We start from the raw sequence: 14,543 nt of genomic DNA, 5'->3' as shown, positions 1-14,543 counted from the left end.
CGAAGGCACCTGGCGGGCGCACCAGGTCCCGCTCGCCGGGGTACGCGAGAACCCCGCACACCTGAAGCAGCTGGAGGACTGGCTGCGCTCGTACCGGCCGGACGAACTCTTCGACGCAGACGGCCGCCCGACGGCGCAGGTCCTGGCCTGCGTCCCGGAAAGCGAGCGCCGCCTCGGCGCGGTCCCGTACGCGAACGGAGGCCGTCTGCTGCGGCCGCTGCCGATGCCGCCGCTCGACGCGCACGCCGTCCCCGTCGACAAGCCCGGCGGGACCCTCCACGAACCGACCCGCGTCCTGGGGCACTTCCTCACCCAGATCATGCGGGAGACGGCCGGGCGGCGGGACTTCAGGGTCGTCGGACCGGACGAGACCGCCTCCAACCGGCTGGACGACCTGTACGAGGCCACCGGCAAGGCCTGGCAGGGCATCACGGAGGCCACGGACCGAGATCTGTCCCGCCACGGCCGGGTCATGGAGATCCTGTCCGAACACGTCTGCCAGGGCTGGCTGGAGGGATACCTGCTCACCGGCCGCCACGGCCTCTTCTCCACCTACGAAGCCTTCGCGCACATCGTCGACTCCATGGTCGGCCAGCACATCAAGTGGCTGAAGACCTCGCGCAAACTGCCCTGGCGGGCGCCGATCGGGTCCCTCAACTACCTGCTCACCTCGCACGTCTGGCGCCAGGACAACAACGGCTTCTCCCACCAGGACCCCGGCTTCGTCGACCACGTCCTCAACAAGAGCCCGGAGGTCGTGCGGGTCTACCTGCCGCCGGACGCCAATACCCTCCTCGCCGTGGCCGATCACGCCCTGCGCAGCCGTGACCAGGTCAACGTCATCGTCGCCGGCAAACAGCCCTGCTTCGACTGGCTGCCGATCGACGCGGCCCGCACGCACGTGACGCGCGGCGCCGGCGTGTGGGAGTGGGCGGGTACCGACCACGGCTCCCGCGAGCCGGATGTCGTACTCGCCTGCGCCGGCGACGTGCCCACCATGGAGGTACTGGCCGCCGCAGCCCTGCTCCGCGAGCACCTCCCCTCGCTGGCCGTCCGCGTCGTCAACGTCGTCGACATCGCCCGCCTGATGCCCCACGAGGAACACCCCCACGGCATGACGAACGCCGAGTACGACGCGCTCTTCACCACCGACAGGCCGGTGATCTTCGCCTACCACGGCTACCCGTGGCTCATCCACCGCCTCGCCTACCGCCGGACCGGCCACCCCCGGCTACACGTCCGCGGCTACAAGGAATCCGGCACCACGACCACCCCCTTCGACATGGTCGTGCGCAACGACATGGACCGCTACCGGCTCGTCATGGACGTCCTCGACCGCGTCCCCGGCCTCGCGGGCCGCACCGAGGGCCTGCGCCAGGCCATGACCGACCAGCGCATCCGCCACCACGACTGGATCCGCAAGCACGGCACCGACCTGCCAGAAGTCGCGGACTGGTCCTGGCCGTACTGAGCGGCACGGGAACCAGTGCTGCACGTTCTGAGACGCCGGCACCCAGATGGGGTGCCGACGCCTCAAGCTCCCTCCCAGACCGCCCGCCTCCGGAGCGGCACCACGACCGTCAGCGCACGACCCCACCGTGGTGGGAGCACGTGCCCCTCCCCCTGGACCGGGAAGCCCAGCCGTCCCCGCAGAGCGTGCCCGGGTACACGGGCGCCGGCGTGACAGCCGGCGCAGAGGGCCTGCGCCCCGGCGTCACCGCGCAGTTCCCGGGGTCGCCGAGCCAATATCCCTGAGGAGATCCACTGGGACACGCTCCGTACGGAGTGGTGGACGGAATCGCTCCAGCCCGTACGAGGGCTCTCACCAAGACGTCCACGGCCGTCGCCGGTGGCGATGCCTGAGGCTCGACGGACGGTGCGTCGAACAACCCATGCTCCCATCGAAGAACCCTCACGCCGACGCCGTCTCCCATCGCCGGCCTGGCGACAGCCACATCCCTCTTTGCCTGCTTGCCGGGTTCGACCCTCCCGAGGTAAGCCGTCTCGGTGGCAAACACGGCCCCCTCCGATGTCGTGAACTGCAGCGTCACCTCGTACCAGGCCGCTCGGGTGGCGTGCGGATTGAGAACGCTGACTTCGATGAGCGACATGCCCGTTTCTGGGTCGGCGCACTTCAGCGAGCCAAGCGAGACCTGACTCGTTGGCCCGACATCTCTTGAGGGTGTGGCCGTGGCCGTACGCACCTCGGGTGGACAGAGGGTCTCTTGCTCCGGCCCTGCTGAGGTCCGCGCGCAACCCGTGGTGAGCAAGAAGAGGAACGCTGCTACCGATACTGACTTCGCGCCGCGCATGGTCTACCCGATTGCTGGGAGGAGGCAAAGGCCAGGCATTCCTACCACTCTGACTGCGCGATGCGCGCCGGGAACAACCCACTGCGCCACCTGAGAGGGATGGACACGAGCGGGATCAGGCGACGAACAAGATTCCGCAGGTCCTCAGTCGCGGCCTGCCACCCTCCCGGAAGGGTGGGTTCAGTTCTCTCCCGATCCAGGCCGGCCTTGACCCGGCCCGTGCGCACGCAGGGCGGTCAGACGTTGTTCGTACTCTTCCTCGTCGATCTCGCCTCGGGCGAACCGTTCGGCGAGCACCTGCTTGGCGGAAGGCGCAGCCGGGGGCTGCACTGGGCCCGAGGGGAAACGGTCGACACTGCGGAGGAGCAGCACGACTCCCGCGATGGCCAGGGCCACGAGGAGGACCATGCTGAACGACATGGCGACCCAGCCCCATCCGCCCATTCCGTGGTCGTACCAGAACATGGCTCACGCTCCTGTTGCGATGGTCTGGGACACGGCCCTCAGGGCATGTCCCCCATGTCCTCACTGTCCGTCGCCCCGTGTCGTCCGGGCATGGGCCGCTCGGGGTCACGACCAGGGCCGATAGGCCCATGCCCATGACCGTGTCTGCCCCCAGACGGGAAGCGGGGAACCGAACGGAGGCCGCAATGAGCACACCTTCCCGCCCTGGGCGCCACCGCAAGGTTGGCTCTTCACCACAGAAGTTGTGCCAGAAGCCGAGTATCGACAGCAATGACGGCCGTGGCGCAGCGGGCGGGCGCGGTGACGACATGGTGTCCCTCTAGGGTGGCCTGGCGGGGGCCGCTCGGTTCGATGCCGGCCTGGTGAGGAGGGCGTCAGCATGTCGGAGTCGGAGCAGGGGCTGGCCGATGTTCAGCGTGCGCACTGGCAGCAGACCTACGGCGATCATCCCGGCATGTACGGCGAGGAGCCGTCCGATCCAGCGGTCCATGCCGCTGCCGTCTTCAGGACCGTCGGTGCCCGGAAGGTGCTGGAGCTGGGTGCCGGCCACGGCCGTGATGCGCTGTACTTCGCCCGCCAGGGATTCTCCGTATTGGCCACTGACTTCAGCCCGGCGGGTCTGGAGCAGCTGCGCGAAGCCGCCGCGGCCCAAGACGTCGCGGGGCGGGTCACCACAGCGGTCCATGACGTCCGCGAGCCTCTGCCGCTCGCGAACACCTCGGTGGATGCCGTGTTCGCGCACATGCTGCTCTGCATGGCGCTGTCCACCCAGGAGATCCACGCCTTGGTCGCCGAGGTGCGACGGGTACTGCGGCCGGGCGGAGTCTTCGTCTACACCGTCCGTCACACCGGGGACGCGCACTACCAGGCCGGTGGCGGGCACGGAGACGACATCTGGGAACACGGCGGCTTCGCCGTCCACTTCTTCCCCCGCGACCTGGTCGACGCCCTCGCCAGAAGCTGGACTCTGGACGAGGTCGCCGCCTTCGAGGAGGGCGGCCTCCCCCGGCGGCTGTGGCGCGTCACGCAGACCGTCCCTCGGTGAGTACCGCCTGAGGGCTCAGCGCTGTCCGATCTCGGGTTCCGGTTCGACTTCTGTCGTACCGCCACGATGCTCGGTGCACCGGGCGGCAGGCGTCGTCACGCAGTCCTCACCGCACAGGAACCGTGATCACCGGGCAGTGCGCCCGGTGCAGCAACCCGTGGACGACTGATCCGAGTCGCATGCCCGTGTAACCGCCCTTGCCTCGACGGCCCACGACCACGGCGAGGGCGTGCTCGGCGGCACCGGCGAGCTCCTCCACCGGGTGCCCGGTCAGCACCTCGTGCGTCAACACGACGTCCGGGTACTCCTGCGACCAACCTGCCGTCGTCTCGGACAGCATGCGTCGTTGCCCCTGGAGCGCGGCCTCCTCGTCGTGGTGCAGGAACAGCGGTGGCTGCCACACCGACACGGCACGCAGCTTGGCCCCCCTGAGGTCGGCCTCTTCGAACGCAATCGCAAGGGCCGCCTTCGAGGACTCGCTTCCGTCGATGCCCACCACCAGGTAGGGCGGCTGTTGAGTGACGTGCTCGGCGTCGCCCACGACGACGACCGGACACTGCGCCTGCGCACTGACGGGGACGACCAGGGAGCCGGCGCTGAGGAACTCCGAGGTCCGGCTCAGGTGACGGGAGCCGAGCACGATCATGCGGGCCCGCCTCGACAGTCGACCGATCGCCGGAGCGGGGAACCCCTCGACGAGATCCACGACCGCTTCGACCTCCGGGTGTCGCTCCCTGCTCCAGGCGGCAGCCGCGCCGAGGGCGTCCGAGGCCTCCTGGTGCAGGGCGATGCTGCGCGGCGTGTCGTCGACGTGTTGCGTGTCGTGCTGGGGAGGTACGGCTACGACGAGTCGCAGCCGTAGCCGGCGTCGCCCGGCCTCGTCCACCGCCCAGGCCACGGGCAGACGCCAGTCCCTGGCCGGGTCGATGCCGACGACGATCTCCTGGTGTTCGCCCGCGTCGCTCACGATTCGCTCCCGTGCTTGTCCGTGTGGCGCGGAATGAGCTGCACGGGGCAGTGGGCATGGTGGACCAGGCTGTGCGTGACCCGCCCGAGGGTGGGCCCGAGGTAGCTGGGTGACCGTCGGCCGCCCATCACCAGCAAGTCCGCCTGGCGCGAGGCCTCAACCAGTACAGAAGCCACTGACGTGCTCTTGTCCGCGTCCACCTGCACGGTCAGGTCCGGGAACTCCTCGCGGATCCGGTCCGCCACGGCGTTCAGGTGATGGACCTGCTCGTTGGCGATTTCCTCCACGTCGTCGAGCAGGGTCACGACCTCGCCGACGGACTGCAGGATGTTCCACACGTGCAGCAGCCGTAGCGAGCCCTCGCGGATCTGTGCCTCGCGTGCGGCGTACCGTGCGCAGTCGAGGTCGTGTTCGTCGCGGACAGCGGCGAGCACCGCACCCGTGTCGGCGCCGTTCTCGGTGCCTCTGACGATGATGACGGGCGTCTTCGCTCCCGCTGCGGCCTTGAGGCCGACCGATCCGAGCATGAGGGAGCTGAAACCGCCCAGCCCCCGGCTGCCGACCACGATGGTGCCATCGGGGCCCGCGGCCTGGTGGAGGCTCGGGACAGGTGCCCTGCGGCTGAACTCGGCGTTGACCTGCAGGCCGGGAAACCGCTCCGTGACCGCGGCCGACGTGGCGTCCAGCAGTTCGCGACCCGCCTGGCGGACGCTTTCGATGCTCTTCGCCGAGACGTAGAGGACCCGGCCGTCGGTGTCGGACCCGTGCACGATGTGCAACGGACGCTCGCGGCGTACGGCCTCCGCCGCTGCCCACATCGCTGCCTGGCGGGCCGGTTCGGAGCCGTCGACGCCGACGATGACGGCGCCGAGTTCAGAGCTGCTCGTGGTGCCTTCCATGGTTCCTCCTCAGAGAGCCGCCAGGGGTCGGGCTCTCCGGTCGGCTCTTCGGGCTCCTCCGCCAGAAGGGGATTCAGTCCCCGGCGGGGACCAGTGGTCCTGGTTCACGCGATACCGCATCGCGGGTGCGGCACGGGGTCCGATCGGGCCCGGCTCCGGGCCATTCGGCCCTCCTCCTCTCGAGGCATTCGTCGGATCGTGGTTATCGGCGTCCTCCGGCCCTCCCGTCCGGGTGGATCGCTGTGACGGCAGGAGGTGCCTCATGAAGCACATCAAGGTCGGAGACCTGATGACCGACGAGGTCGTCTCGGTCCTGACGTCCACCCCTTTCAAGGATGTCGCCAAGCTGCTCGCTCAGCACGACATCAGCGGACTGCCGGTCCTCGACGACGAGGACCGAGTGCTCGGCGTCGTCTCCGAGAGCGACCTGATCGGTCGCGTAGCCTCCGATCACCCACCGATGGGCGAAGAGCCCGGTGCCGGCCGAGGTGGGGCCGTGTTCCCGTCCAAGGTGACGTTCACCGCTGGTGAGGCCATGTCCGCACCGGCCGTCACGGTTCACGCGGACGAGACCGCGGCAGGAGCCGCCCGGCTGATGGCCCGCCGAGGCGTGGAGCGGCTGCCGGTCGTGGACGACGAGGACCGCCTCGTCGGTATCGTCACCCGCCGCGACCTTCTCTGGCTCTTCCTGCGACCGGACTCGGAGATACGACACCGCGTGGTCGCGGACATACTCGTGGACACCATGGGGCTGGGCGCCGATGCGGTCACCGTCCACGTGGTCGACGGCATCGTGACGCTGGAGGGCCGGCTGGAGAGACAGAGCCAGGTTCCGGTCCTGATCCGCCTCACCAGCCAGCTGGACGGTGTGGTCGCAGTCGCCCCCCGCCTGACGGCCCGCATCGATGACTCCCTGCTCACCCCACCACACCGAAGCGCCCTGGGGATGTCTCTGTAACCGCGACGTCCGGTGTGGACCGTCCGGGGGACGCCCGGAAAGCCACGCGCCGCGTTTACGCCCGTCACCCAACGTGACGCTGTCTCCTTGAAGATTCCCAGGCGAGGAGAGGGACCCGGCCATGGATCACGTGATCATCCACAACCGGAGCAGGCCGGCAGCTCGGCGCCCAGCACTCTCACAGCCTCGAAGGCTGGTACGCCCACATCCCCGGCATCCGGGTGCTGGCCCCCGCGACGGTCGATGACGCGCGCCACATGCTCGCAGCAGCCCTCGCCGACCCCGATCCGGTGCTGATCTTCGAACACGGCAGCCTGTACAACGCGGAGGGCACCCTGGACGAGACCGTCGAAGCCGTCGAACTCGACACGGCGGCCGTACGCAGGTCAGGCACGGACGTCTCTGTGATCACGTACGGCGGCTCCCTGCCGAAGGCTCTGGCAGCCGCGGAAACCCTTGCCGGGGAGGGCATCAGCGCGGAGGTCGTGGACCTACGCACCCTGCGCCCCCTCGACGACGCCACCGTCATGGCATCCATCGGCCGAACTCACCGGGCCGTGATCATCGACGAGGCATGGCGCAGCGGCAGCCTGGCCGCGGAGATCTCATCCCGCATCACCGAGCAGGCGTTCTACGAGCTCGACGCCCCCGTTCAGCGCGTCTGCAGCGCGGAGGTCCCCATTCCCTACGCCCGGCAGCTCGAAGAAGCGGCGCTGCCCCAGCCCGCGACCATCGTGGACGCCGTCCGACGGACGGTGAGCTGACATGGCTGAATTCACCATGCCCTCCCTCGGCGCGGACATGGACGAGGGCACCCTCGTGGAATGGCTGGTAGGGCCCGGTGACACCGTCACAAAGGGCGATGTCGTCGCCGTCGTGGAGACGGCAAAGTCGACGATCGAGGTCGAGTGCTTCGACTCGGGAACGGTCGGTGCACTCCTCGTCGAACCGGGGACCACCGTGCCGGTCGGCACACGGATGGCCGTCATCGACTCGGGGGCCGAGCCTCTGGCCGCTGCCCCTGCGCCTGCGCCTGCGCCTGCGAAGCGGCCGACGGTCCCGGCCTCCGACCTGCAAGCCTCTCCCGGCCGCACCACGACCCGGGGCGGGGGCGACGTGTCCACGCCCTTGGTGAGGCACTTGGCCGAGCAGAAGGGCATCGACCTGTCGTCCGTGCACGGTTCCGGCAAGGGCGGACGGATCACACGTTTCGATGTCGAGCACACACCGGCGGAGGGCCCGCATCGGGTGAAGGCCTCGCCGGTCGGCTGGCCCGGTCGTCGGGCGTCGACCTGAGTGCCCTGAAGGGAACCGGGCGGGGCGGCACGATTCGGGCTGACGATGTACGCGCCGCCACGGGGAGCCCTCCGGCCTCTACGGTCGAAAGCCACGAACCGGCGCGCCGGTCGTCGGCAGTGGCCGAGCCCCAGCATCCGGCGCGCGCGGCGATCGCGGCTCTGATGAGCCGCGCCAACCGCGAGATCCCCCACTACTACTTGTCGACGACGATCGACCTGGCCGTCGCGATGGCGTGGATGCGCGACCGGAACCCGAGCAGGCCCGTGGTGGAACGGCTCGTGCCGGCGGCCCTGCTGCTCAAATCGGTTGCCCTGGCAGCACGCCAAGTGCCGGAACTGAACGGCTATTGGAAGGACGAGGCGTTCGTCCCCTCGCCTACTGTGCGGCTCGGTGTCGCGGTGTCCCTGCGCGGCGGCGGCCTGGTCGCACCGGCGCTGGCGGACGCCGACACCATGCCACTGCCGGAGCTGATGGCGGCGCTGAAGGGTCTGGTCTCGCGGGCTCGCAGCGGCCGTCTGCGGGCTTCGGAGACGGCAGATCCGACACTGACGGTGACCAACCTCGGCGATCAGGGGGTCGAGGCCGTTTTCGGGGTGATCTACCCACCTCAGGTCGCCCTCGTCGGCCTGGGGCGTGTCATCGAGCAGCCGGTGGCCGTGGACGGGATGCTCACGGTGCACCCGACCGTGACGGCCACGCTCGCCGCCGACCACCGCGCGAGCGACGGTGCGACCGGGGCGCGATTGCTGACGGCCATCGACCGTCTGCTCCAACGACCGGAGGAACTGTGAACCGTGACGAGGCCCTCGTACTGATCAAGGATGTCCTGACAGACGTGGTTCCCGGCGCCGACGCAGGCGCACTCTCGCCGGACGAGAACTTCCGGGAGAGCCTGGAAATGGACTCCCTGGACTTCCTCAACTTCATCGAGGCACTGAGCGAGCGCACCGGCCTCGCCCTGCCCGAGTCCGACTATCCGGCATTGAACACCCTGGACGGCTGTGCGGACTACGTCGCCTCGCGCGCCTCCATGGAGTAGCGGGGCTGATCGGCCCCATATGGGGCCACTCGGCCCCTCCTCGGTCATCGCGCCGCAGGCCACGCTGGAAGAGGACCGCGGCCCCGCGCCGCCCAAGGAGGTTCTGGCCATGAAGCACCATGTGACCGTCGGCGTGGACGGCTCTCCAGAGAGCCGGGCTGCGGCCCGTTGGGGCGCCCGGGAGGCGGCCTTGCGCGAAGTGCCGCTGAGGCTCGTCCACGCCGTCGACTGGCTGATCAGCCCTGCGGTACCGAGGCCGGGCCGCGAAGCGGCCGACCGTTGGGCCGACGAGGCGCTCACCGAGGCATTGGAGGACGTGCGACGCCGGCATCCCGGCCTGGAGGTCTCGACGAGATGCCTCTCAGGCAGGCCGGCGGCAGCCCTGGCCGCGGAGGCGGTGGACGCCGGGCTGCTCGTACTCGGCTCCCGTGGGGTGGGAGGCCTGGTCGGATTCCTCATCGGCTCGGTGAGCTTGTCAACACTTGTGGCCACCGAGACGCCTGTGGTGCTCGTACGCGTGTCGCACGCGCCCGAGGAGGCCTTGCCCATCCGGTACGGGGAGATCGTCCTGGGGATCGACATCCACGAGGCAGCGGACAAGGTCTTGACCTTCGCCTTCGAGGAAGCCGACCGTCGCGGCTGCGCCCTGCGTGCGATCCACGGCTGGAAGATGCCCTCCATGTACCAGTACGCGCCCTTCTTCGACCCGGAGAACGAGCGGGAGGTCGGCCGGAGTGTCACCGTGATGCTCGACGACATGCTGATGCCGTGGCGGCACAAGTTCCCGTCCGTGAGCGTCACCCACGAGGCGTTCATGGGCCCCGCCGGAGACCAGCTGGTCCAGGCCGCAGCGAGCGCGGACCTCGTCGTGGTGGGCCGCCATCAGCGCCACTCCCCGCTGGGGGCGCATCTGGGCTCCGTGGCCCATGCGGTCCTGCACCACGCCGCCGCCCCCGTCGCGGTCATCGCTCACGACTGACGGCCCTACTCACAAGGGAGATCGGACCATGTCTCATCGCACCGTCGCAGACGTCATGACCCGGAACGTGGCCACGGCGAGCCCCGAAGCCTCGCTCAAGACGGTCGCCCGGAGCCTCGACAACAACAAGGTCTCGGCCCTGCCCGTCGTGGACACCCGTCGCCATCCGATCGGCATCGTCTCCGAAGCCGACCTGCTTCGCAGGCAGGCCGGGCTGCCCGATACCGAAGGGCGCGACCCCATGCGCGCCGCGGCGCCCATGGACCGTGCCTCCATGGGCGCCCGGACCGCCGGCGATCTGATGTCCACCCCGGTCCTGACCGCCCGTCCGGAGTGGGGCATCGTCGAGACGGCCCGCTTCCTGCACGAGCGAGGTGTCAAGCGTCTGCCGGTGTTCGACGAGACCGGAACCCTTGTGGGCATCGTCAGCCGCACCGACCTGCTGCGCCCCATGCTCCGCCGTGATGACGCCATCCGCGACGAAATCGTCGACGACGTACTGGGCCGGACCCTCAGGATCACCCCGGGAGGCGTTGCGGTGGACGTAAGCGAAGGGGTCGTCTCCTTGAGCGGTCGGGTCGAGGAGCGGTCGACGATTCCGGTTGTCGAAAGGCTGTGCCGATCGGTCGACGGGGTCGTCAGCGTGGACCAAGCCCTCGGCTACGCGGTCGACGACCTGTCTCCGGTCGCCGACCCTCACCGTGCGACGCATTGACTCCTCAGGACAAAGGGCGGAAAGAGCCCGCCCGCTTCTCGCGGATCCCGATCGTGCGGTGCACGGCCGCCAGCCGCTTCTCCGCATCCTCTCAGGGACTCTTTCCGTCAATTTCATAAAAGCACGCCCGATACCTGAACAACAGGGCTGATCAGCCAGAAGTGACCCCCTGACGGCCCTACCGCCGACGGGCACAGGTGCCCACGCTCGGACGTATCAGGACTCCGCTTCTGGAGGCATCATGAAGCAGCTTCGCACCGTCGAGGACGTGATGACTCATGCCGTCATCTCCGTCGACCGCAGAACACCGTTCAAGGACATCGTGGAGGCCATGCGGCAGTGGCGGATCAGCGCTCTGCCCGTCCTGTCGGAGGAAGGACGGGTCGCCGGCGTGGTGTCCGAAGCGGACCTGCTGCTCAAGGCCCAGGGCGCGGACGAGTCCCGCGCAGTCAGCGCCGGGCAGCTGATGACCGTACCAGCGGTCACCGTGACCAAGGACGCCACCATCCCCGGCGCCGCCCGCCTGATGGCCCGCGGCCACCTCAAGCGGCTCCCCGTCGTCGACGGCGACGGCCGCCTCGTCGGCGTGGTCAGCCGGGGCGATCTCCTCAAGATCTACCTCCGCCCCGACGCGGACATCGCCGAGGAGCTCCGCCGGCTGATCATGGCCGAGCTCATCCCCGTCGGCTCGGCCATGGTGCAGGTCCACGTGGCCGACGGCATCGTCCAGCTGGACGGCTCCATCCCGGACCCGGCCCTCAAAGACGTGCTGGTCCGAGTCGCTCGCACCGTACCCGGGGTCGTGGACGTCACGGCCGTGCGCCTCGACACCGAAGTCCGCGCGTGAAGGAGGCCGACGATGAGGCACCGCAGCGTCGCCGACCTGATGACCCCGACAGCCGTCAGCGTCCGGCGCGGCACCCCGTTCAAGGAAATCGCCAGACTCTTGAAGGAGTTCGACATCTCCGCCGTACCCGTGGTGGACGAGGCCGAACGCCCCGTGGGCGTCGTCTCCGAAGCCGACTTGCTCCGCAAGCGCAGCTCCGGCAGCGGCGCGAACACCGCCGCCGATGTCATGACCAGCCCCGCCATCACCGCTCGGACCGAATGGAGCGTCGTCCGCGCAGCGCGGGTCATGCGGGGGCGCCAAGTCAAGAGACTGCCCGTAGTGGACGCCGCCGGCCGACTGATCGGCATCCTGAGCCGCAGCGACCTGCTTCAGCTCTTCCTGCGCAGGGACCACGCGATCCAGGAGGAAATCCTCGAAGACGTTCTGACCCGCACCCTCGGGCTCAGCCCGTCGTCGTTGACCGTCGAGGTCACCGACGGGCTGGTGACCCTCAGCGGGACCGTCGGCCGACGCAGCCTGGTCCCCATCGTGCTGCGCCTGTGTCAGAGCGTCGACGGCGTCGTGGACGTGGTCAACCGGCTCGACTACGAGCAGGACGACGTGTCGGTCGGCGCTGGGCCGACCGCGGAGCGGTAGGAGAAGAGCATGAAGCATCGGGAAGTCCGCGAGCTGATGACCCGCGAGGTCGTCACCGTCCCCAACAACGCCCCCTTCAAGGAGATCGCCCGCACCCTGACGGAACACAAGGTGTCGGCCGTCCCGGTCGTCGACCATTCCGGCCACCCGCTCGGCGTGATCTCGGAGCGGGACCTGCTGCCGAAGTCCGCAGGCCAAAGCGACTACTTCCGGTCACTTCCCGAACGGGAGGCCTGGCAGGAGGACAAGGCCGCGGGTACGCGTGCCGAGGAGCTGATGTCCTCGCCCCCCGTGTGCGCCAGACCGGACTGGACCGTCGCCGAAGCCGCCCGATTGATGGAAGCCCAAGGAGTCAAGCGGCTCCTGGTCGTGGACGACTCGGACGTACTGATCGGAATCGTCAGCCGACGGGACCTGCTGCGGATCTTCCTCCGGGACGACGAGGACATCCGTCACGAGATCATGGGTGATGTGCTCGAACTCGGCGTGCGTCAGAGCCCCTCAGCCATCACCGTGGCCGTCACCGACGGCCGGGTCGAACTGCACGGAACCGTCGACTTCAGGAGCCTCATCCCGCTCATCGAACGCCTCTGCCGGACCGTGGACGGCGTGGTCTCCGTAACCCAGCATCTCGGATACGCCATCGACGACACGAACTCAGTCTGAAGAAGCCGGCGCTCCGCCTCGACACGGGCGGAGACGAACTCCCTGACCGATGCGGACCCCTGCCGAGAGAAGCCATCATGAACGGTCGAATCGTCGTCGGCCTCGACGGATCCGCGGAAAGCCTCGCGGCCGCCCACTGGGCGGCGCGAGAGGCCCTCCTGCGCGGCGTGCCGCTCCACCTCGTCCACGCCGAGGAATGGTCATCTCCCCGCGACCGCCCGGTGCCGACGAGCGATGTACGCCGCCACTGGGCTCAGGCGCTGCTTAATGAGACCGCCGACGAACTGCGCGCGAGCCACCCCGAATTGGAGGTCGGTATCCGATCATTCGACGGCAGGCCGGCCGCCGAGCTCGTCGGCGTCGCGGCCGGCGCGGACATGATCGTCCTGGGCTCTCGGGGACTGGGCACCGTCACGGGCTTCGTCCTCGGTTCCGTCGGCATGGCGGTCATCCAGGCGACGGTACGGCCGGTGGTCATGGTGCGGGCGAGCGAGGACGCGGTGCCGCACCCCGACCACCGGCACGCAGCCCGTGAGCTGCTGGTGGGCGTTGACATCAGCCGGCCGTGCGATGCGCTGCTCACCTTCGCCTTCGAGGAGGCGGCGCGACGGGCCTGCGCCCTCCATGTCCTGCACAGCTGGTCACTGCCTCCGCTGGTGGGGTACGGCGCGGCGTACGACCCGAGAGTTCACGCCCAGCTCGAAATGAGCGCGGAGGCCTCTCTGGGCGACGTCCTGGGACCCTGGCGGGACAAGTACCCGGATGTCGGCGTCATCTCGCGCGCGAGCGCCGGGCACGCCGCTACAGAACTCGTCGAGAGGTCTTCCGAAGCGGGTCTCATCGTCGTCGGCCGCCTCATCCGAAAGTCCTCGATCGGCGCGCACATCGGACCGGTCACTCACTCGGTCCTTCACCACGCCAAGGCACCCGTCGCCGTCATCGCGCACGAATAGCGGTGCAAGACGACGCGCTGCGGCTTACCGCTCCGCGCAGATCGTCTCGACGAAGTGGCCTACCTGCTCCTCGGACAGGTGCCTGGCGAGATCGGCCTCGCTGATCATCCCGACGAGGCGGTGGTCGGCGATCACCGGGACACGCCGGATACGGTGATCCTGCATCGTCTGCAGCACCTGGCTCGTGTCAGCGCTAGCGTCGACCGTGATCGGCTTGCCCTGCGCGAGCTGCCCGGCTGTCATGTGGTGCGGGTCCTTGCCCTTGGCCAGGCACTTCAGCACGATGTCACGGTCGGTGATGATGCCGTGCAGACGGTCGTCGGGCCCGCAGATCGGCAGCGCACCGACGTCCAGTTCGCTCATCCGCCGGGCCGCGTCCATGAGCGTCTCGGTCTCCTGTACGCAGGTGGCACCGCTGTGCATGATGTCCCGTGCGGTGGTCATGGCTGCCTCCTCACGTGCGTATCCCTGTCCGCCTCCAGTCTGGGCTTGGGCCCAGCGCCGCGCTCGTCGACGCGAGATCATGGGGGCGTGGCTTCCCTGCGCCATGGAGAACAGCCCAAGGCCTTCCGGGCTCTTGCCGGACGCCGGGCCAGCCGACAGACCGCCTGACGTGACCGCCCTGGTTGATCAAGGCCCCAGACCTCTCGTCCACCGCACCGGAGACGGGGCCGGTCGGTCCCACGGGGGGCCGACCGGCCCCTCAACAGGAGACCGTCGGGCAGTCAGGCTGAAGTGGGCGGGAGAAGCGCCGACCCAT

General features: G+C 69.2%; 17 protein-coding genes and 2 pseudogenes. 14 read left to right on the top strand and 5 right to left on the bottom strand.

The window, feature by feature from the left end; all coding sequences use genetic code 11:
• Window positions 1-1,471: pseudogene (locus ACFY04_RS33725) on the top strand (phosphoketolase); the annotation flags it as partial.
• 109 nt (window positions 1,472-1,580) lie between these two features.
• Here ACFY04_RS33725 and ACFY04_RS33720 read toward each other — a convergent pair.
• On the bottom strand, window positions 1,581-2,111 hold the full coding sequence (locus tag ACFY04_RS33720) for a hypothetical protein (RefSeq protein ID WP_389122732.1): 531 nt from the start codon (window positions 2,109-2,111) through the stop codon (window positions 1,581-1,583).
• 381 nt (window positions 2,112-2,492) lie between these two features.
• Window positions 2,493-2,777, bottom strand: a complete 285-nt coding sequence (locus ACFY04_RS33715; protein WP_328793024.1) for an SHOCT domain-containing protein — start codon at window positions 2,775-2,777, stop codon at window positions 2,493-2,495.
• Window positions 2,778-3,156: 379 nt separating this feature from the next.
• Here ACFY04_RS33715 and ACFY04_RS33710 point away from each other — a divergent pair, with 379 nt between their 5' ends.
• The gene (locus ACFY04_RS33710) at window positions 3,157-3,822 is read left to right on the top strand and encodes a class I SAM-dependent methyltransferase (RefSeq protein WP_389122728.1); all 666 of its coding nucleotides are present in this window, start codon (window positions 3,157-3,159) and stop codon (window positions 3,820-3,822) included.
• Window positions 3,823-3,928: 106 nt separating this feature from the next.
• On the opposite strand, the gene ACFY04_RS33705 is transcribed toward ACFY04_RS33710, so the two are convergent.
• Both ACFY04_RS33705 and ACFY04_RS33700 read right to left on the bottom strand, forming a co-directional pair.
• Window positions 3,929-4,789: a universal stress protein gene (locus ACFY04_RS33705; RefSeq protein ID WP_319194432.1), complete on the bottom strand. Its 861-nt coding sequence runs from the start codon at window positions 4,787-4,789 to the stop codon at window positions 3,929-3,931.
• The gene (locus tag ACFY04_RS33700; protein ID WP_389122726.1) at window positions 4,786-5,688 is read right to left on the bottom strand and encodes a universal stress protein; all 903 of its coding nucleotides are present in this window, start codon (window positions 5,686-5,688) and stop codon (window positions 4,786-4,788) included. The genes ACFY04_RS33705 and ACFY04_RS33700 overlap by 4 nt, the downstream gene beginning before the upstream one ends.
• Window positions 5,689-5,950: 262 nt before the next feature.
• On the opposite strand from ACFY04_RS33700, the gene ACFY04_RS33695 reads away from it, so the two are divergent.
• The 12 genes and pseudogenes from ACFY04_RS33695 (at window position 5,951) to ACFY04_RS33640 (ending at window position 13,783) form a co-directional block, all read left to right on the top strand.
• A complete protein-coding gene (locus ACFY04_RS33695) occupies window positions 5,951-6,646 on the top strand; it encodes a CBS domain-containing protein (protein WP_389122724.1) in 696 nt (231 codons plus the stop codon).
• Between the two features lie 158 nt (window positions 6,647-6,804).
• Window positions 6,805-6,957 (top strand): annotated as a pseudogene (locus ACFY04_RS33690) (alpha-ketoacid dehydrogenase subunit beta); the annotation flags it as partial.
• Window positions 6,937-7,410: a transketolase C-terminal domain-containing protein gene (locus ACFY04_RS33685; protein ID WP_389122757.1), complete on the top strand. Its 474-nt coding sequence runs from the start codon at window positions 6,937-6,939 to the stop codon at window positions 7,408-7,410. The pseudogene ACFY04_RS33690 and the gene ACFY04_RS33685, both read left to right, overlap by 21 nt.
• A gap of 1 nt (window position 7,411) precedes the next feature.
• Window positions 7,412-7,942, top strand: a complete 531-nt coding sequence (locus ACFY04_RS33680) for a biotin/lipoyl-containing protein (protein ID WP_389122721.1) — start codon at window positions 7,412-7,414, stop codon at window positions 7,940-7,942.
• A 119-nt stretch (window positions 7,943-8,061) separates the two neighbouring features.
• Entirely contained in the window at window positions 8,062-8,736 is a 675-nt protein-coding gene (locus ACFY04_RS33675) for a 2-oxo acid dehydrogenase subunit E2 (protein WP_389122755.1), read from the top strand.
• A complete protein-coding gene (locus ACFY04_RS33670) occupies window positions 8,733-8,984 on the top strand; it encodes an acyl carrier protein (protein ID WP_328793016.1) in 252 nt (83 codons plus the stop codon). Before ACFY04_RS33675 ends, ACFY04_RS33670 begins: the two co-directional genes overlap by 4 nt.
• A gap of 109 nt (window positions 8,985-9,093) precedes the next feature.
• Entirely contained in the window at window positions 9,094-9,963 is an 870-nt protein-coding gene (locus ACFY04_RS33665) for a universal stress protein (protein ID WP_389122718.1), read from the top strand.
• A gap of 28 nt (window positions 9,964-9,991) precedes the next feature.
• Window positions 9,992-10,678 carry a CBS domain-containing protein gene (locus ACFY04_RS33660; protein WP_389122716.1) on the top strand — a complete coding sequence of 229 codons (687 nt, stop codon included), beginning with the start codon at window positions 9,992-9,994 and terminating at the stop codon, window positions 10,676-10,678.
• 238 nt (window positions 10,679-10,916) lie between these two features.
• The gene (locus ACFY04_RS33655) at window positions 10,917-11,525 is read left to right on the top strand and encodes a CBS domain-containing protein (protein WP_389122752.1); all 609 of its coding nucleotides are present in this window, start codon (window positions 10,917-10,919) and stop codon (window positions 11,523-11,525) included.
• A 12-nt stretch (window positions 11,526-11,537) separates the two neighbouring features.
• Window positions 11,538-12,164, top strand: a complete 627-nt coding sequence (locus tag ACFY04_RS33650; RefSeq protein WP_386089257.1) for a CBS domain-containing protein — start codon at window positions 11,538-11,540, stop codon at window positions 12,162-12,164.
• Between the two features lie 9 nt (window positions 12,165-12,173).
• Window positions 12,174-12,830 carry a CBS domain-containing protein gene (locus ACFY04_RS33645; protein ID WP_386089255.1) on the top strand — a complete coding sequence of 219 codons (657 nt, stop codon included), beginning with the start codon at window positions 12,174-12,176 and terminating at the stop codon, window positions 12,828-12,830.
• Window positions 12,831-12,907: 77 nt separating this feature from the next.
• Complete coding sequence (locus tag ACFY04_RS33640; RefSeq protein ID WP_389122712.1) at window positions 12,908-13,783, top strand: universal stress protein; 876 nt, start codon at window positions 12,908-12,910, stop codon at window positions 13,781-13,783.
• A 24-nt stretch (window positions 13,784-13,807) separates the two neighbouring features.
• Here ACFY04_RS33640 and ACFY04_RS33635 read toward each other — a convergent pair whose 3' ends face one another.
• Window positions 13,808-14,227 carry a CBS domain-containing protein gene (locus ACFY04_RS33635; RefSeq protein ID WP_389122709.1) on the bottom strand — a complete coding sequence of 140 codons (420 nt, stop codon included), beginning with the start codon at window positions 14,225-14,227 and terminating at the stop codon, window positions 13,808-13,810.
• Window positions 14,228-14,543: the final 316 nt, after the last annotated feature.

Origin of the sequence: Streptomyces sp. NPDC001549 (genome assembly GCF_042894025.1) — a bacterium.
GTDB lineage: Bacteria > Actinomycetota > Actinomycetes > Streptomycetales > Streptomycetaceae > Streptomyces > Streptomyces kutzneri.
This window is presented reverse-complemented; position numbering and strand designations above follow the sequence as displayed.